At 62.5% G+C, this 18,294-nt stretch carries 15 protein-coding genes; 2 read left to right on the top strand and 13 right to left on the bottom strand.

The features are described from left to right. Positions 1-437: 437 nt before the first annotated feature. Positions 438-1,436, top strand: coding sequence for a GntR family transcriptional regulator (locus HBA54_RS18525; RefSeq protein ID WP_167227372.1), 999 nt, complete (start codon positions 438-440; stop codon positions 1,434-1,436). A gap of 56 nt (positions 1,437-1,492) precedes the next feature. Here HBA54_RS18525 and HBA54_RS18520 read toward each other — a convergent pair whose 3' ends face one another. The 4 genes from HBA54_RS18520 to HBA54_RS18505 form a co-directional block, all read right to left on the bottom strand. Next, a complete protein-coding gene (locus HBA54_RS18520; protein ID WP_205944753.1) occupies positions 1,493-2,500 on the bottom strand; it encodes a zinc-binding alcohol dehydrogenase family protein in 1,008 nt (335 codons plus the stop codon). A gap of 36 nt (positions 2,501-2,536) precedes the next feature. Then, positions 2,537-3,349: an ATP-binding cassette domain-containing protein gene (locus tag HBA54_RS18515; RefSeq protein WP_167227370.1), complete on the bottom strand. Its 813-nt coding sequence runs from the start codon at positions 3,347-3,349 to the stop codon at positions 2,537-2,539. Between the two features lie 71 nt (positions 3,350-3,420). Then, positions 3,421-4,362, bottom strand: coding sequence for an ABC transporter substrate-binding protein (locus tag HBA54_RS18510; protein WP_167227368.1), 942 nt, complete (start codon positions 4,360-4,362; stop codon positions 3,421-3,423). A 76-nt stretch (positions 4,363-4,438) separates the two neighbouring features. Next, entirely contained in the window at positions 4,439-5,458 is a 1,020-nt protein-coding gene (locus tag HBA54_RS18505; RefSeq protein WP_167227366.1) for an ABC transporter permease, read from the bottom strand. A 187-nt stretch (positions 5,459-5,645) separates the two neighbouring features. Between HBA54_RS18505 and HBA54_RS18500 the strand changes: the two genes are divergently transcribed. Beyond that, the gene (locus HBA54_RS18500; RefSeq protein WP_167227364.1) at positions 5,646-6,548 is read left to right on the top strand and encodes a GntR family transcriptional regulator; all 903 of its coding nucleotides are present in this window, start codon (positions 5,646-5,648) and stop codon (positions 6,546-6,548) included. Positions 6,549-6,586: 38 nt separating this feature from the next. Here HBA54_RS18500 and HBA54_RS18495 read toward each other — a convergent pair whose 3' ends face one another. The 9 genes from HBA54_RS18495 to HBA54_RS18455 form a co-directional block, all read right to left on the bottom strand. Beyond that, on the bottom strand, positions 6,587-7,552 hold the full coding sequence (locus HBA54_RS18495; RefSeq protein ID WP_167227362.1) for an aldo/keto reductase: 966 nt from the start codon (positions 7,550-7,552) through the stop codon (positions 6,587-6,589). Position 7,553: 1 nt separating this feature from the next. After that, on the bottom strand, positions 7,554-8,681 hold the full coding sequence (locus HBA54_RS18490; RefSeq protein ID WP_167227360.1) for a mannitol dehydrogenase family protein: 1,128 nt from the start codon (positions 8,679-8,681) through the stop codon (positions 7,554-7,556). A gap of 533 nt (positions 8,682-9,214) precedes the next feature. Further along, positions 9,215-11,380: a xanthine dehydrogenase family protein molybdopterin-binding subunit gene (locus tag HBA54_RS18485; RefSeq protein WP_167227358.1), complete on the bottom strand. Its 2,166-nt coding sequence runs from the start codon at positions 11,378-11,380 to the stop codon at positions 9,215-9,217. A gap of 14 nt (positions 11,381-11,394) precedes the next feature. Beyond that, the gene (locus HBA54_RS18480) at positions 11,395-11,847 is read right to left on the bottom strand and encodes a (2Fe-2S)-binding protein (RefSeq protein ID WP_167227356.1); all 453 of its coding nucleotides are present in this window, start codon (positions 11,845-11,847) and stop codon (positions 11,395-11,397) included. Between the two features lie 62 nt (positions 11,848-11,909). After that, the gene (locus HBA54_RS18475) at positions 11,910-13,631 is read right to left on the bottom strand and encodes a GMC family oxidoreductase (RefSeq protein ID WP_167227354.1); all 1,722 of its coding nucleotides are present in this window, start codon (positions 13,629-13,631) and stop codon (positions 11,910-11,912) included. 150 nt (positions 13,632-13,781) lie between these two features. Continuing rightward, positions 13,782-15,404 carry a FumA C-terminus/TtdB family hydratase beta subunit gene (locus tag HBA54_RS18470; protein WP_167227351.1) on the bottom strand — a complete coding sequence of 541 codons (1,623 nt, stop codon included), beginning with the start codon at positions 15,402-15,404 and terminating at the stop codon, positions 13,782-13,784. Next, positions 15,388-16,179, bottom strand: coding sequence for an SDR family oxidoreductase (locus HBA54_RS18465; RefSeq protein WP_167227349.1), 792 nt, complete (start codon positions 16,177-16,179; stop codon positions 15,388-15,390). Before HBA54_RS18465 ends, HBA54_RS18470 begins: the two co-directional genes overlap by 17 nt. Then, a complete protein-coding gene (locus HBA54_RS18460) occupies positions 16,172-17,620 on the bottom strand; it encodes an aldehyde dehydrogenase family protein (protein ID WP_167227347.1) in 1,449 nt (482 codons plus the stop codon). Before HBA54_RS18460 ends, HBA54_RS18465 begins: the two co-directional genes overlap by 8 nt. Continuing rightward, entirely contained in the window at positions 17,617-18,294 is a 678-nt protein-coding gene (locus HBA54_RS18455; RefSeq protein ID WP_167227345.1) for an ABC transporter ATP-binding protein, read from the bottom strand. The genes HBA54_RS18460 and HBA54_RS18455 overlap by 4 nt, the downstream gene beginning before the upstream one ends.

Here is an 18,294-nt window from a genome sequence, read left to right as displayed (position 1 = left end):
TTCCGCGTGGCCTTGACGGCCTCAGCGGTTGTGCATTTTCAAAAAAGTATCCGAAATGACTTTTGCATGCAATAATCTTTTCTCAAGAGTCAGAGGTTTGGTAATATTAGTGTACTCCCCATAAATAGACCCATTCATTCGTAAACATCAGAATATTAGGAATATTCTTTCGACAAAGATCGATCCATCAAGATGAAAAATGGTCTTCGCATGCAATCTTCGATTTTAGGATCAAATACCGACTGTACGGCCCCGGGGTGCTGGCAGGTTCGAAACACCGGCACTAGAGTGTGTTCGAATCCCTTTGCCAGCCATGCCTAACTCTCTGTGAATCAAGCCCTCCCGACACCGGCACAGCCGACCATCACCCGTTCGCCAACACCGGGCGACCTGCGGCAACCGGCCGGCTGCGGCCAGCCCGCCAGGTAAGCGCTTCGATGAACACCGATCCGAAAGCACCGGAAAGACTCTATGAGCTCGTCTACCGTGTGCTGCGCGATCATCTGGAAGCCGACGAGCTTCCGGAGGGGCTGGTCCTGCTTGAAGGACCGATCGCCGAGTTTTTCGGCACCAGTCGTGCCCCGGTCCAAAAGGCCCTGCAGATGCTCAACGAGGAGCAACGGATCCTCCGGTTTGAGGGTCGGGGCTATGTTGTTTCCAAGACCGGCGGCAACACCGTCCCCATTCGGATGGACATCCGCCAGTCCGGGCTGACTCTGCCGGGGGACATCGACGAGGCGATGAAGTCACGATCATCGTGGCAACGTATCTACGGCAGAATCGAGCGGGAGGTCGCCACGGCCGCGGCCTTCGGACGCTACCGTATCCACGAAGCGCGGCTCGCAAGCCTGTTTCAGGTCAGCCGCACGGTCGCCCGGGACGTTCTCGGTCGGCTTCATGAGCGTGGCCTGGTGCAAAAGAGCTCCAGCTCCCGCTGGATTGCCGGTCCGCTGACCGCGGCGGCCATGAAAGAGATGTACGAAATCCGCAAACTGCTGGAGCCGGCCGCCCTGGCCAGTGCCGCGCCGCACCTGGACCGGGCCGTTCTGACCAACATGCGCGATCACATGCTGACGCTGGAACTCGACCACACCAACCTGACGCCCGAGCTGCTGCATCAGTTCGACCGCTTTTTGCATGTCGAGTGCCTGATGAAGATCGACAACAAGCGCATGACATCGATTATCCGTCAGAACCAGCTACCGCTTGCGACGGCCCAGACTTTTCAACAGTACCTTGGCCTGGCGGATGAAAGCGCGACGCTCTCCGAACACCGCCTGGTGCTTGAGCTGCTGATAAAGGAATCGGTCGACGCCGCCGCGGCGGCCCTGGTCGCCCACCTGGAATCAGCGCAGAAACGCACGCTCGCCCGCCTCAAGGTCTTCTCGGTCGTTCCCGCCCCACAGTTCTCGCCCTTCCTCGTCAAGACCCGTTGATCCGCTGTCCGGCATCACCGCGGTCCTGACGTCAAAGGGTGACGGCTTTTCTGGTGTCACAAAGTGACGACGGCCTTGATCAGGGTATCGCGGTTGCTGGCGAGTTCGGGCAGGCGTATGGCCAGGTCTTCCAGGCTGAGCTGTTCCGAGCAGAGTTTCGAGCCGTCGATCTTCCTGGTCCGGAGAGCTTCGATAACGCTCTCGAAGTCCACTTTCAGCGCATTGCGGCTGCCGATCAGACGCATCTCTCGCTTGTGGAATTCCGGATCGGCGAAAGTGATGTCGTCTTTGACCACGCTCACCAGAACGTAGCTGCCGCCATGGGCAACCAGCGCGAAGCCGGCCTGGATGGCGGCAACGCTGCCCGTCGCGTCGAAGACCGTATCGAAACCCTCTGCCAGGTCGCCGGTCAGCAGACCCTCACCGACCAGGTGGCAATTGGCGACATTCAACTTGCTTGAGACGAAGTCCAGACGGGTCCTGCTTTTGTCCAGCAGGTGCACCTCCGCCCCCTGCAGCTGGGCGAAAAGGGCTGTGCCGATGCCGATCGGCCCGGCGCCGGTGACCAGAACCCGGTCGTCGGCGGCAATCTCCGACCGCCGCACCGCATGGGCGCCGATGGCCAGAAACTCGACCATGGCCGCTTCAACCTTGGTCAGTCCCTCCGCCGAATAGAGATTGCCCGCGGGCACGGCCAGCCTGTCGCAGAGGCCGCCGTCACGGTGCACGCCGAACACCTCGATGTTGTAACAGCAGTTCGGCTTGCCGCGGCGGCAGGCCCGACAGGTCCCACAGGCGACATAGGGGTTGATAACGACAAGGTCGCCCTTCGACCAGCCATGCGCATCCTCAGCGACCGTGCCGCTCAACTCGTGCCCGATGACGCGGGGGTAGTTCAGAAAGGGGTGCTTGCCCTCGAAGATGTGATAGTCGGTGCCGCAGATGCCGACCGCGCAGTTGTCCAGCAGCACCCAGCCTTCCGGCGCGGTTTCCGGTTTCTCCGCCGTGATAATCTCGAACTGCCCCGGCGTGACGCAGACCCCGCACTTCATCATCTCACTCATTCTTCCACCTTGCTTATAAACTGTCGATCCGGGCATTCACGCTGATGAACGGGGCAACCATTCATCCGGTAGAGAGCCTTTGACAATCAGACTCAGCACGTCGTCCTTCGAAACGTGATCGATGGGATATGCGCCCACGTTGCGCCCCTTGTTCATGACAACCACACGGTCGCAGAGATCAAAGACGTCGTGCATGTCATGGCTAACCAGAAAGATCCCGATTCCCTCGGCGCTCAAGCGCTTGATCAGCTCCGCCACCATCGCCGTTTCGGAGGGGCCGAGCGCCGCGGTCGGCTCGTCCATGATGAGAATCTTCACGTTGAAATAGATGGCCCGGGCGATGGCGATAACCTGCCGCTGACCGCCGGACAGTTTGGAAACCGGATCGCTGAGGTTCTTGAAATTCGGGTTCAGGCGCTGGATCACCTGCCGGGCCTCGCGGAGCATGCGCTTGTCGTCGAGATTGCCGAAGCGCGTCTTCAACTCCCGCCCCATGAAGAGGTTGGCCGGCGCATCGAGATGATCGGCCAGAGCCAGGGTCTGATAGATGGTTTCGATGCCCAGCGCGCGTGCATCGCTGGGCGAGGCGATGGTCACGTCGTTGCCGCCGACCCTGATGCGGCCTTCCGACGGCTCCATAGCGCCGGAAAGGATGCGCATGAGGCAGGACTTGCCCGCACCGTTGTGGCCCAGGACGCCAACGACTTCGCCGGCGCGTAGGTCGATCGACACGTGATCGACGGCAATCACGCCACCGAAGTGCTTTTCGATACCGACCATTTCCACCAATGGCGTCTCCGCCAGAGGTGTCGTGGCAGCAGGGATGCCGGGCTGACCCACAGCTGTCATCGATGGCTCCGAAGCCAGGGGGAAAAGTTGGGGCAGAGAGCCGGAAACCCTCTGCCCCAGTGCAACAGGGATTAGTAGAGAACGTTCTGCGCGGTGTCGCTGTCGATGTTCTCTTTCGTCACCATGACAACACCGGTATCGATGAAAGGCTCGACCTTGCTGCCGGACAGCAGGTCGATCACAGCCTTCACACCCAGCTCACCCATCTGGAACGAGCCCTGGACCGCCGTGGCCTCCAGGGTGCCGTTCCGCACGAAATCCTGCAGGTCGCCGTTACCGTCGAAACCGATCGCCGTCAGCTTGCCGGCCTTGCCGGCCTGGACAAGGGCGCGGCCCATGCCCACCGCCGTCGGCTCATTGGCGCCGAAGATGCCCTTCAGGTCGCCATTGGCGGCCAGCACATCGGTGGTCTGGTTCAAAGCGGTCGCCATCTGCGACTGGGAATAATACGGACCGACAATCTCAAGGTTGGAGTTGGCCTTGATGTAGTCCACAAAGCCGCCGACGCGGCCGATTTCCGAGCCGACACCCGCAACGTAGGACATCACGGCGATCTTGCCGTCCTTGCCGACTGACTCGATCATCATCTTGGCGGCCAGCTGGCCGGCGGCCTTGTTGTCGGTCGACAGGAAGGCCTGATAATACTTCTCGGCACCGTCGCCCAGACCCGAATCGATGATGGTCACGGGAATGCCGGCTTCGTAGGCGCGCTTGACGACAGGCGTCAGGGCATCGGGGTCGGAGGGCGCCAGCACGATCCCGGCGACGCCGCGGTTTATCGCGTCTTCGACCATGCCGACCTGCGCCGCAATGGCGGATTCTGCAGCCGGGCCGTTGAACGTCATCGTGTGATCGCTCTGCCCCTTGATGGCAGCGGAAGCGCCCTTGTTGACGTTCTGCCAGAAATTGGAGTTGGTGGTCTTCACGATCACGGCAATCTCACCGGCCATGGACGCCACCGGCGACAGGCTCATCACACTGGCGGCAACGGCGGCTAAAAGTAGCTTTTTCATAAGTTCCTCCCGAGTTGGAATTCAGACCCTTGATTGTTCATTTTTACTAACGCTCAGTTCCACCTAAGCTCGGCACCTATCGCCGATTCCGAACCTGATCGATGTAAACCGCCGCGATGACGACGACACCGATCAGAATTTGCTGAATGAAAGAAGACACGCCGGCCATGTTCAGGCCGTTCCTCAAAACCCCGATGATGAAGGCGCCGATCATCGTTCCGGAGATATTGCCCACGCCGCCCATCAAGGAGGCGCCACCGATGACCGCCGCCGCGATGGCGTCCAGTTCATACATGACGCCTTCATTGGGCTGCGCGGTCACAAGCCGCGACATCAGCACCACGCCGGACAGACCGGCCAGGGTGCCGGACATGGCATAGGCCTCGATCTTCGTGCGCGCCACGTTGACCCCGGCGAGACGCGCCGCCTCTTCATTGGAGCCGACGGCATAGATGTGCCGGCCGACCTGGCGCTGTCTCAGCAGGTAGGCCCCGGCCAGCGCCATGACGAGCAGCAGGATCGCGGGATAGGGGATGCCGGGAAATATCACCCGCGGGAATCCGTTATCGCCCATTTCCAGAATTCGAAACAGCGCCCCGTTGCCCAGCACGCCAAAGGCCTCGCCCAGGCGGGAGATGGGCGCCGCGCCCGTTACCTGCAGCGCGATCCCACGGGCAATCATCATCATGCCCAGGGTGGCGACAAAGGGCGTAATGCGCATCCTGGTGATGACAAAGCCGTTGACCAGACCGCAGAGGGTTCCGCTGGCCACCCCCAGCATCATCGCGGGAACAACGGGAATCCCGGCCTTGACCAGGAGGCCCGCCACAACCCCTGCCAGGGCGAGGACCGAGCCGACGCTCAAGTCGATACCGCCGGTAATGATGACCACGGTCATGCCGATGCCGAGCAGGCCGATCACCGCCGTCTGCAACAGCACGGTCAGCCCATTGTTCACCGAGAAAAAAGCATCATTGCCGAAGGAAAAGACAACGATCAGTGCCGCCAGGGTGAGAAGCGCCGACAACTTGTGAAGCGCGCCCGCCGAAAGGGCCCTGCGCCGATGTCCTGTCGTGCCGCTTAATACCTCGGCCAAGCTGGTTTCCCCCGCCGCGCCCTTAAAACCGGGCTCTTATTGTTATCTGTCTTTAGAACAGACTCTTACTGTAAAAAAAACATTGTGGGCCGTCCTTCGTGAAGGTCAATAGTTTTTTATTTAAATAAACAATTATACAATTCGGCGATGGCGAGCGACACAGGGCCGGAGGCGGAGGTTTCATAGAATGGCGCGCACGGATGTTCGATTCAGGGCGGCTTTCAACAGCCTCCTGGATATTTGCAATACAAGGAAGGTCGGCGACTCGCTGCCATCCGAGGTCGCCCTGGCCGACGAGCTTGGCGTCAGTCGAACCGTAGTGCGCGCGGCCCTGCAGGGCGTTCACGACAAAGCCATCATCCGTTGGGACGGACGGGATAAGGCGGTGTTGCGGCGCGCAACCCGGGCCGACCGGCTGAGCAAACGCGAAGAGTTGGCCTCGATCGAGGAGCTTGAGGTCAGTTTCCTGGAATGGGTGCTGCGCTTCGACGTGCCGCCGGAAACCGTGCTGAACATCACCCAGCTATCGAAACAGTTTTCGGTCGCGCCCCATACCCTGCAGGAATTTCTCGCCGGCCTCGCCCGTTTCGGGCTGGTCGAGAGGCGTGAGCGTGGCGGTTGGATTCTGCGCGGCTTCACCCGGGACTTCGCGGTCGAGCTGTCCGATTTCCGCAGCGTGCTGGAGCTTCACGCAATCAAGCAGTTGGTGAGGCGCCCCAAGGACGATCCCATCTGGGAGGCGCTGAAGACCCTCGAGCAACAGCACCTGGACCTCTTGGCGCGGATCGACACAAACTTCCAGGACTTCTCACGCCTGGACGAGGCTTTTCATACGACCATCAACACCGCTTTTTCGAACCGCTTCGTTTTCGAATTCCAGCGGGTCATCTCGCTGATTTTCCACTATCACTTTCAGTGGAACAAATCCGACGAGCGCCAACGCAACGAAGATGCCATCAAGGAGCATCTGGCCTATATCGACGGGCTGAGAAGCGGTGACCCGAAGATCGCCGAGAGGGCGGCACTCAGCCACCTCGAAACCTCAAAGCTGACCCTGCTGAGGTCGTTGAAAGACCATAATTTCTCCTGATCCGGCCAGGTCCCCAACCTGCTATGCGACCCAGTCTGCTATGCGAAAAGTGCCGTGAATCCTTCCGGGCAGGGCGTTTCCAGGGCATCCATGTTCCTGGCAAGCGTGGCGGCTTTGCCGGTGCCGATGAGGACCGAGGCCGCCGCCGGGTGCCGGGCCGCATAGTGCAGCGCAGCCGTCGCCAAAGTCAGGCCGCAGCCCTCCGCTTTTGTCTGCAGCGCATCGACCCGGTCCAGCACGTCCCGCGGGGCCGGGCCATAGTCGTAGGTGGCGCCCTCCACCGCGCCGGTCGCCAGAATCCCGGAATTGAAAACCCCGCCCAGCACCAGACTCGTCCCGGCCTCGGCACAAGCCCCGACCAGCGCCGCCTCGGCAGAGCGGTCCAGCAGGGTCAGACGACCGGCCAGAAGAACGACATCGATCTTGGAATGCCGCATCACCTCCAGGCAGACCGCGTTCTCGTTCACGCCAAGGCCGAAGGCCTGAATGCGGCCCTTCACCTTTAGGTCATGCAACTTGCCGAGGCCGCTTCCCAGGAGAGCGTCCATGTGCCGGCCGTTCTCGTCGCCATGAGTGTCAACGCCAATGTCGTGCACATAAAGGATGTCGATGCGCTCGCCGCCCAAGGCATCGCAACTCTGTTCGAAGCTTGCCTCGATCCCATCGCCCGAATAGTCGTAGTGGACATCGTTGGGCAGCGGGTTCACGAAGCCATTCGCTTCGGCAAGCTGCTTTCCCGGCGTCAGGACACGGCCCACCTTGGTGGAGACCACATAGCTGTCGCGGTCTTTGCCCCGCAGAAAACGCCCCAGCCGCTGTTCCGAACGTCCGCTGCCGTAGCGCGGGGCGGTATCGAAGTAGCGGATGCCACGGCCCCAGGCGTAGTGCAGCAGTTCCTCCGCGGCGCCATCGCTGACTTCACGATAGAGGTTGCCGATGCTGCCGCAGCCAAGAGAAACCTCGGTCACCTTCAGGTCCGTGGTGCCGATCCGTTTGCAGCGCATTTCAAGCGTCCTGCCCGACTACGGCGGGCGCCTCCATCAAGGCAGTCAGTACAGGCTTATCGCCTTTGTCGCCGCTTTTACGGGCCCAGTTCACAAAGGCCGCGATGCGCCGCTCGATCTTTGCATCGTGGTTTTGAGCAATGTCGCTCAAACGGTGTTCGAGGTAGGGGTTGGCGAAGCGGTCCAGGGTGGCCGCCAGGTAGGTCCCGGCTTCACCGCCCATGCCGGCCGCGGCGAAGCCCGGCAGCACCTCATCCCGGTAGAGAGCTTCCAAGCGGCCGCGTGTTTCGGGGCTTGCCATCGCCTCACGAACCGTGGCGCCTTCCGGGCTGCCCGCCTTAAGCCAGCGGTCCGCCAGGTAGCTGTGCCCCAGATTCAGGATATAGAGTTTCAGCGCCTCGATGGCGCCGAGGTCGGCCACGACCTTGATCGCCGCGTGCCGGCAGGGCAGCTTGAGCCCCGGCTGATCTTCGATTGCCCAGAGAGCATAGGGTTCGGCAACCGCGCCTGCCGGTTCCAGCGGTTTGGAGACGATCCGGTCGACCAGGGAATTGACCCAGACCACATCGGTCTGCAGATAGCCGACAAAATCGTCGCCGAAAGCCGCCGCAAGTTCGAGGGTCCGGCAACGCAGTGCATCGCCGTTTCCGGCAATCAACTCCGTCGGCATGACCTGAAGGGGCTTGGCGTTGACGCGAAACCGCGCGAGCAGGAGCTGCGTCAGCTTCGCCGGATACGACATGGCCTGAACGAAATCCGGTGCGTCATCGGAGTCGTTCGGCAGGAAACCCTTGTCGCCGGTATTGGAGATAATGAACTCGGCCTCTTCCACCGCCGCCCTCACCACTGCCGCCCAGTCCGTCGCGGTGGACAGCGTGCGGCACACGGAGGTGATCTGCTTGCTGTAGGTCTCCGGCTTGCCGTCGCGGAGCCCCTCCACCCGGACAGGAAAGCCCGCCGGCAGGGCCAGCGCCTTCAGCCGCCTCGCGCGGGCCGGATCTCCCGAAGTCTGAACAACGGTGATGGGCCCGGCGGCCTCGGATTTTTTCAGGGCTTCCGATACGAACAGATCGACATGCGCCTGCAGGAATCGGCTGGTGCCGAACTGCAGGATCGGGGTCTTGATCATTCCCGTTGTCCCTTCAATGAATTATTGTTTTTATTAATTATATACAAATTCCTGTCAACAGGATCGCGCGAGGGACGCGATTGCAAACCCTGCATGCGGAACCTGTGAAAGACAGAACGGGCACCAATGATTGTTGGCGCAGCCGGGATAGCCGGTGCAGGCGGACGACCCATGTCCAGACCCGCCGGAAGCTCAGCCAATTCCGGTGGCCAGGATCAGCGGTCAATGCCCGCTTCCGGGCCGCGGCTGTGGATAGGCCCGATTGCGGATCAGAATGCGGTCGTTTGTCGATCGCTCACAAGACAGTCGGCTTTGTGAACAGTAATACAGGCGGCCTCCGATCGAATCGATATCAAAACGCCAGATTGATGGAAGAAGGTTTCAGCACTGCATAACAAAGAGCATGGCACAAAGGCCAACTACCGGACTCTTCGGCGTTTTCACATCGGCAGACGGGTTGTGCCGTCACGATTCATCAGTGTGACTGGGGATTGTTTGGCGATCGCTTCGCATCTCCAGCCTCGTTGTGGTCTCTACATCAGATCGAAGCCCAAGGCAGCCAGGGGCAGTTTGCGAATGCGTTCACCTGTCGCGTTGAACACAGCGTGGGCCAACGCCGGTGCAACGGGCGGCGTGCCGGGTTCGCCGATGCCACCGATTTCGCCGCCGAGCTGCAGAATCTCGACATCGAATACAGGCGTCTGCGCGAGCTTCAGCATCCGGTAGCTGTCGAAGTTGCCCTGATCGATCTCCCCTTTGGTCATGGTGACTTCGCCCCAGAGAGCTGCCGTCAGCCCGGTGATGGCACCGGAAGTGACTTGCGCCTCCACGGTGTCCGGATTGACGGCCCAACCGACGTCGACGACCGACGTTACTTTGACAAGTTTCAACGTCCTCTTGTTCATCGCAATCTCGATGACGTGGCCGAGCACCGTGCCAAAGGCCTCATGGATGGCGAGGCCCTGAACGTTGCCGGCGGCCGGATTTCCCCAGTTGGCCCTTTCACCGAGCCGTTTCAGGACCGTCCGGTTGCGCTCGGACTTCATCAATGACAACCGGAGCGCCACCGGATCCTGTTCAAGGTCGGCGGCCAGTTCATTCACGAATGCTTCCATAAACCAGGCATTCTGGGAATGCGCTACTGAGCGCCAGAAACCAACGGGTATCGGCGAGTTCACCATGGCATAAGCCACCCTGGCAGTGGCGCCGAAATCGTACTGGCGATGCACCGGCACACCGGCCGGCGTAGTCGCCTCGGCGATGCCATCGACATTGGTGTGATCGATATCGCCCTTGGCGAGGGAAGGTACCGCCCGCGCCAGGATCGACGACCCGCTGATGTCGGCCAGCATGCCGACGATTTTGCCCTTGCTGTCGACACCCGCGCGCAACCGTGCGACGGCGCCGGGCCGATAGAAGTCGCGGCGGGTGTCGTCTTCTCGCGACCACAGCACCTTCACCGGCACACCGGCGGCTTTCGACACCAGGGCTGCGTGGATCGGCAGGTCGATCTCGAAGCGGCGGCCGAGGCCGCAACCGAGGAAGGTCGTATGGCATTCGACCTGCCCGGCTTCCAGGCCGACGGCACCGGCGACAAAACCCATCAGCCCCTGCGCCTGTGTTGGAACCCAGATTGTTAGCTTCGCAGGCGTATAGTGCGCCGTCGCGTTCATGGGCTCCATGGTCGCATGCGCAAGATAGGGCGCTTCAAGGGTCACGTCGACGACCTTTGCCGCACCGGCCAGGGCAGTAACCGTATCGCCGCGCTCTTCGACGACGGCGCCCTGCCCTTCCGCCGCGGCCTTGCGGAAGGCCGCGAAGGCCTCGTCAGTGGAAAAGTCACCGCCCTCGCCCAGGTCCCAGTCGACCGTCAGGGCCTCGCGCCCCTGACGCGCCGACCAATATCCCTCGGCGAGGACATAGACCGCATCTTCAAGGGCCACAACCTGGCGCACACCCTTCACCTTCAAGGCGGCGCTGTCGTCCACCGACTTCACCTTGCCGGTGAAGGAAGGCGGAAACAACGGCACCGCCGTCAGCAGGCCGGCCATCTTCACATCGATGCCGTAAACCGCCGAGCCGTTGACCTTGTCCGGCGTATCGGCCCGGGCAATCGACTTGCCGATGATCTTCCACTGGTCCGGCCGCTTTAGCTGGATGTTTTCCGGCGGGCTGTACTTGGCGGCCTGGACGACGAGGGCCGCATAGGGCGCTTTCTGCCCGGTCAGGGGGTTTACGATATGCCCGGCTTCGGCCTGCAGACCGCCGGGGTAGACACCCCAAATCTCGCCGGCCGCCATCTTCAGCATCTCCCGTGCCTGGGCGCCGACCGTTCGCGCCGGTTTCCAAAACGCCCGGATGGAAAAGCTTTCCGCCGTGGTTTGAAAGCCATAGAAGGGATGAGCGAAATCCGGGGCGGCAACGGGCGAGAATATCTCCACCTGCGCCCAGTCGACTTCCAGCTCCTCGGCAATCATCTGGGCCATGGAGGTCCAGATCCCCTGCCCCATCTCCGCCTGCGGCTGGGCAATCCGCACCCGGCCATCGCCGGTGATTTCGAGCCAGGCATTCAGGGTGCCGCCGCTGGCTGCCTTGGCGGCCTTGTTAAAGGCCGGAAGCCCGAAGCCCAGCACCAGAGAGCCGGCGGCAAGCGCCGCACCCTTGACGAAACCACGCCGTGACGTTTCGATCGTTGTCATCTCTGCCTCCCGCTCTATGCGTTCTTTGCCGCTTGGCGGATCGCCGCGCGAATGCGCGGATAGGTGCCGCAGCGGCAGATATTGGTCATGGCGTTGTCGATGTCCTGATCCGTCGGATCGGGCGTTTTCGCCAGCAGGGCCGACGCCGCCATCAGCATGCCGGACTGGCAATAGCCGCATTGCGGCACTTCGCCGGACCGCCAGGCTTCCTGAAGCGGATGGTCCGATGCTTCCGACAGGCCCTCGATGGTGGTGATCTCCGCCCCGACGACGGAGGCGATGGGCACGACGCAGGAACGCAGGGCTTTACCGTCCACATGCACGGTGCAGGCGCCACAGGCGGCAATACCGCAACCGAACTTCGTGCCGGTCAGCCCAAGCACATCGCGCAGGGCCCAGAGCAGCGGAGTTTGTTCATCGGCATCAAGTTCGTGATCGACGCCGTTTACCTTGAGAGAGACGCTCATGACATCCTCCTGAGTTGAGTGGTGATCGGCCTTGCGTCACCGCAGGCCCGGGCGCAACTGGGTCAGCTTGCGGCTGCGCCCATCATCTCGGCGCACTTCCAGCCGATCATCGTCGACGGGGCGTTGGTGTTGGAGGTCGTGATCGACGGCATCACCGAGGCATCCGCCACCCTGAGATTCTCGACCCCGTAGACCCGCAGTTCCGGATCGACCACCGCTTCCTCATCGACCCCCATGCGACAGGTCGAGGTGGGATGGAAGTAGGTGTTCAGCGACTTGGCCAGAAATTCCCGCCACTGGGCGTCGTTCAACTCGCCGCCGCCCGGCAGCACCTCGGCCTTGCGGAAGGGTTCATAGGCCTTGTCGGCACCGATCTCGCGGCACAGTTCCGCCGCGAAACGATAGGCCTTCCAGTCCTGCTCCTCGGCCAGGTAGTTCGGGTCGACAATCGGCGGCACCGAGGGGTCGGCGGAAGCGAGCTTCACATGCCCGCGGGAGTGCGGCCGGGCAACCCCGGAGAGGATGCAATAGCCGTGCTCGTAATTGAGTTGGTGGCCGGTCGAAGCGAAAGGTACGGAAACGTAGAGCGCGATGGTATCCGGCGCCGGCAGGCGGCTGTCCGAACGCTCCCACATATAGACTTCCGAGTGGTTGTAGTGGCTGAGCGGTACCGGGCCCTTGGCCTCGTAGTTCACGCCGGCACCCAGGATGTGGTCCTGCAACCCCTGACCGACCGGCAGGTCAACGACCGGCGCAATACCAATCTCGCTCAGGTCCTCCGCCGGCCCGATGCCCGAGAGCATCAGCAACCGCGGGCTGTCGACGGCACCGGCGGAAAGAACCACCTCGCGGTCGGCATAGACCGTGTGGGGAACGCCGCCATGAAGATAAGTCACGCCCTTGCAGCGTCCTTTCTCCACCACCAGCTTGACCGCCGGTGCGTCGGTCAGCACCATCAGGTTCTGGCGCTCCATGGCCGGCCGCAGGAAGGCCGTGGCCGATGACTGGCGCTTGAAGTCTTTGATGTTGAAGTTGACCCAGGCCTGCCCCTCCATGCGCTCCGCATTGAAGTCCGGCGTCTCCTTGAATCCGAGGTTGCCGCAGGCATCCATAAAGGCCTGCGCACCCTCGTGGCGCTTGTCGGTCGCCGGACTGGAGATGTAGATCGGCCCCGCATCGCCCCGGTAGTCGGAGGCCCCACCTTCCCAGGTCTCCATGGCCTTGAAGAATGGCAGCACCTCGTCATAGGACCAGCCGTAGTTGCCGGCATAGGCCCAGGAGTCGTAATCCGAGCGATGCCCGCGGGCAAAGATCATGGCATTCAGCGCCGAGGTGCCGCCGAGAATGTTGCCCCGCGGCCAGGCATGGCTGCGCCCGTCCGCGTTATGCTGCGGCAAAGTGTTGAAGAACTTGGTCGCCCGGGTGCCCAACGAGGCAGCCCAGAGTTGGGGATTGTGGACTTCCGGAACCGTATCGTCGCCGCCGGCCTCCAGCAGCAGGACCGAAGCATCGCTGGAACCCGCCAGTCGCGCCGCAACCACGGACCCGGCCGAACCGGAGCCGATGACGATGTAGTCGAAGGTGCGCGCCGGTTTGGGCGTCGTAATGGTGGAGGCGGCAAAGGCCTGAGGCGACCAGCCATTTGCCAGGGCGCCGGCCATACCGGCAGTGACCCCCGTTGCCATCGCCCTACGCATGAAGTCACGGCGGCTCAGGCGGCCTTTACGATAGAGATCGACTGAGATTTCAAGCGCACGATCCTTGCCATTTCTGCAATCAGTCATCACACTTCCCTCCGGTTCGCGGCGGACTCTTTTGACGTCCGCCGTGTTTTCCTGGGAGCTCTGGTCTTGCCGGACCCGGCTCCTGCTTCTGCCGGCTGCATCGGGGTTCGTTTCGCTAGGATCCCGGTGCAGCCGCTCTTCTTTCAAGGGTTACGCGGCGAAGAAGTCCCCTCCCTTGTCATCGATCACAACAAAGGCAGGGAAGTCGCGGACGCGGATGCGCCACACCGCTTCCATGCCGAACTCGGCGAAATCAAGTACTTCCACAGAGTCGATCACGTCACGGCCGAGCACCGCGGCGGCACCGCCGATGGAGCCGAGATAAAAACCGCCGTGGACCTTGCAGGCCCGAACGACGTCGCGCGCGCGGTTGCCCTTGGCGACCGTGACCAGGCTGCCTCCGGCGGCCTGGAACTCGGCCACATAAGCGTCCATTCGCGCGGCGGTGGTCGGCCCGAAGGACCCGGAGGCAAAGCCTTCCGGCGTCTTGGCCGGGCCGGCGTAGTAAATCGGGTGATCCTTCATATAGGCGGGCAGGCCTTCTCCGGCGGCAAGGCGCTTGGAGAGTTCCGCGTGCACCAGATCCCGGGCGACGATCAGGGTACCATTGAGTAAAATCGGCGCTGCGACCGGCAGCTTCGACAGTGCCGCGCGGATCGCGTCCATGGGCTGGTCAAGGTCGATTACCGTCGGGGTCGCCGAAGTGAAATCGGCTTCCGGCAGAAATCGCGCGGGATCGGTCTCCAGGCGTTCGAGCCAAACGCCCTCGGCGTCGATCCTACCCTTCGCCTGGCGGTCGGCGGAACAGCTCACCCCCATGCCGATGGGCAGGCTGCCACCGTGGCGCGGCAGGCGAATGACCCGTACATCATGACAGAAGTACTTGCCGCCGAACTGGGCGCCGATCCCCAGGTTGCGGGTCAGGTCGAGGACTTTGCGCTCCATCTCGACATCACGGAAGGCGCGGCCCGAAGCATCGCCGCTGGTCGGCAGGCCGTCCAGTTCACGGGTCGATGCAAGCTTCACCGTCTTCAGGGTCTGCTCGGCGGAGAGCCCGCCGATCACCAGCGCCAGATGATAGGGCGGACAGGCCGCCGTACCGAGCGTGCGGATCTTTTCGTCGAGAAAGGCAAGCAGGCGCTCCGGCTCCAGTACCCGCCGGGTTTCCTGAAACAGAAAGGTCTTGTTGGCCGACCCGCCGCCTTTGGCGATGAAGAGAAATTCCAGGGCGTCGCCGTCGACCGCCTCAATTTCGATCTGAGCGGGCAGGTTGTTGCCGGTGTTCTGCTCCTCGAACATGGTGACAGGGGCCATCTGGCTGAAACGCAGGTTGCGGGTCTCCCAGGTCCGCGCGATGCCCTGACAGAGCGCGTCATGCAGATCGCCGTCGACCAGAACCTCCTGCCCCTTTTTCGCCACCACAATCGCCGTGCCGGTGTCCTGGCAACTGGGAAACTGACGCGCCGAGGCGATCACGGCGTTCTTCAACAGCTCGCGCGCCACCAGGCGGTCGTTCGGCGAGGCTTCCGGGTCGTCGAGGATACTGCGCAGTTGTGCCAGATGCCCGGGCCGCAGCAGGTGGGAGATATCGGCGAAGGCCTCCTCGGCCAGCCGCGCCACAGATGCGGGGTCGATCAGAATGAAACGCCGCCCACCCAGATTCTGCACCTCCACGCCCTTGCGGCTGACGAGGCGGTAATCGGTGCCGTCGGGGCCGCGCTGGAACAGGCGGGGGAAAGCCGCCTGCGCGTCGTGTTCAGATGGTGCGTCCACCGTCCACCTCTAGAATGACACCGGTGATGAACTCCGCCTCGCCGGAGGCAAGATAGAGCGCGGCGTTGGCCATGTCCTCGGGCTCACAGAGCCTGCCAAGAGGGATTGTCGAGATGAACCTGGCGCGATTTTCCGGCGTGTCCGGCATGCCCATGAAGGTCTCCAACAGGGCCGTCGCGCCCATCACCGGGGCAAGGCCGCAAACCCGGATGCGATCCGGCGCGAGTTCTACCGCCAGCGAACGGGTCATCAGGTTCACCGCCCCCTTGGAGGCATTGTACCAGGTCAATCCCGGCCTTGGCCGGATGCCGGCGGTCGAACCGACATTGACCATGACACCGCTGCCAATCTCCCGCCAATGCGGAACCAGGGCCTTGGTGAAATGGAAGATGGATTTCACGTTGATGTCGAAGACCTTCTGGAAGGTGTCTTCGTCCACCTCCAGCAGCGGTTGGTTGCGGTGCGACCAGCCGGCATTGTTCACCAGAATATCCACCCGGCCGAAAGCCTCAATCACCTTTGCAGCCGCCGCCGCGACCTGGTCGCCTTCGGCAACGTCACAGGTGACAGGAAGGGCCGGGTCGCCGATTTCGCCGGCGACCATCGCCGCGCCTTCGCCGTTGAGGTCGAGGATGGCAACCTGCGCGCCCTCCTCCACGAAACGCCTAGCGATGGCGCGCCCGAAGCCCGAGGCAGCGCCGGTGACAACAGCAACCTTACCTGCCAGGCGCCCCAGGCTTGCGGTCGACAAGGATTGGGCGGCAACGTCATCCATGGTTCTGTACCACCGTCTTCAGTTGAGAGAATTCATAGAGCGCGGCAAAACCTTTCTCCCGCCCGTGGCCGGATTTGCGCACGCCGCCGAAGGGCAACTCGATGCCACCGCCGGCGCCATAGCCGTTGAGGAAAACCTGACCGCAACGCAAAGCCTTGGCCATGCGCATCTGCCGGGCGCCGTTCTCACTCCAGACTCCGGCGACCAGGCCGTAGTCGGTATCGTTGGCGATACGGACTGCATCGGCCTCGTCCTCGAAGGGAATCAGTGACAGGACCGGGCCGAAGACCTCCTCGCGTGCCAAGGCATCCTGCTCGGCTACCGGGCCATAGAGCGCCGGTGCTACGTAAAAGCCACCATCAGGGGCCGAGGCCGAAACCTGACCACGGGCAATCAGCGGCGCCTCGGCTTCGGCTATGAAGCCTTCAACCCTTGCCTTCTGGGTCTCGGAGATCAGGGCGCCGAGATCGCCGTCCTCTTCCGAGGAAGCGGCTGTCAAAGTGGCGAACCGGCCCTTGATCAGGTCGATCGTCCTGTCCCAGATAGAGCGCTGGATCAGGGCGCGAGAACCTGCAGAACAGGTCTGCCCTCCATTCTGGACGATGGCGCCGACCAGCACCGGCAGCGCCTTGTCGAGATCGGCGTCGTCGAAGACGATCTGCGGCGACTTGCCGCCGAGTTCAAGGGTGCAACCGATGTGGTTACGCGCCGCAGCGGTCTGGATCAGGACGCCCACCTCCGGCGAACCGGTGAAGGAGAGAAAGTCGACCTGCCGCGCGGCGGCCAGCGCCGCCCCCGCGGTTTCCCCACGACCGGTGATGACGTTGATCGCCCCTGGAGGAAAGCCGACCTCGACGGCCAATTCCGCGAGACGCAACGGCGTCAGCGAGGCCTCTTCCGCCGGCTTCAGAACCGTGGCGTTACCCATGGCAAGGGCCGGCGCCAGGGAGCGCCCGAACATCTGCGCCGGGTAGTTCCAGGGAATGATATGACCGGTCACGCCATAAGGCTCGTACCAGGCTTGAACCTGATAGCCCGACAGGAAGGGAATGGTTTCGCCGTGGAGCTTGTCCGCCGCCCCGCCGTAATACTCGAAGTAGCGGGCGCAGGCGACCATGTCGGCACGCGCCTGCGACAACGGCTTGCCCGTGTCCCTGGCCTCCAGAGTGGCCAGCTCTTCGCCATGCAGGGTCACCGCTTCGCCCAGCTTGCTCAACAGGCGTCCACGCTCCGTCGCCGTTAGTTTGGACCAGTCTCCGCCGTCGAAGGCCTTGCGCGCTGCGGCGATGCCAGCCTCGACCTCCGCGGCACCACCATCGGCGATCTCGGTAAAGCGCTGACCATCGGAAGGGCTGACCACGGGGATAGTGGCCGCCGTCGAGACCCAACGGTTGGCGATCAGGCAGCCTTTGGCTGCGTTAACAGGGGTCTGGACGTTCATGCCGCCTCCTCCGCGTTCAACGATCCCGCCCGAACTTCGCCGCGGTCGATCACCAGAGCACGGTCGGCGAAGTTCTTGAGAAGGCCGGGATTGGATTCCGTAATGATCAGGGTGACTTCACTGTCGGTATCGCGCAGCCGGCGTAGCGCCTCGGCGTAGCGCCGGGCCAAGGCCGGTGCCAGACCCTGGAAAGGTTCATCGAGCATGATCAGCTTGCGGCCGATCATCAGGGCCCGGCCCAATGCGACCATCTTGCCCTGGCCGCCGGATACCGAGCCGGCGGGACGCGCCGCCAGTTCCCGCAACTCGGGAAGGATCTCGTAGATGAGATCCAAACGCCTGCGCAACTCGCCCGGCGTAAGCTTCGCCACCTGACCCGGCATCAGAATATTGTCTTCCACCGTGAAAGCGGAAAACAGCCGGCGGTCTTCCGGGGCGTAACCGATACCCAGACGGGGGCGCTTTGCCGGCGCCACAGCGGTCAATGCCATTTCGCCGAAGCGAATCTCGCCGGAAACATCGGTAAAACCCATAATCGTCCGGAGAGCGGTGGTCTTGCCGGCGCCATTCGCCCCGATCAGGGCGACCGTCTCTGAGGCATCGATCTTGAAGCTGACGTTCCTAAGGACGCGCACGCCGGCCAAAGAGACAGTGACGTTCTCAAACTCAAGCAT

It is taken from the genome of Pelagibius litoralis (assembly GCF_011683915.1).
Taxonomy (GTDB): domain Bacteria; phylum Pseudomonadota; class Alphaproteobacteria; order Kiloniellales; family Kiloniellaceae; genus Pelagibius; species Pelagibius litoralis.
This window is presented reverse-complemented; position numbering and strand designations above follow the sequence as displayed.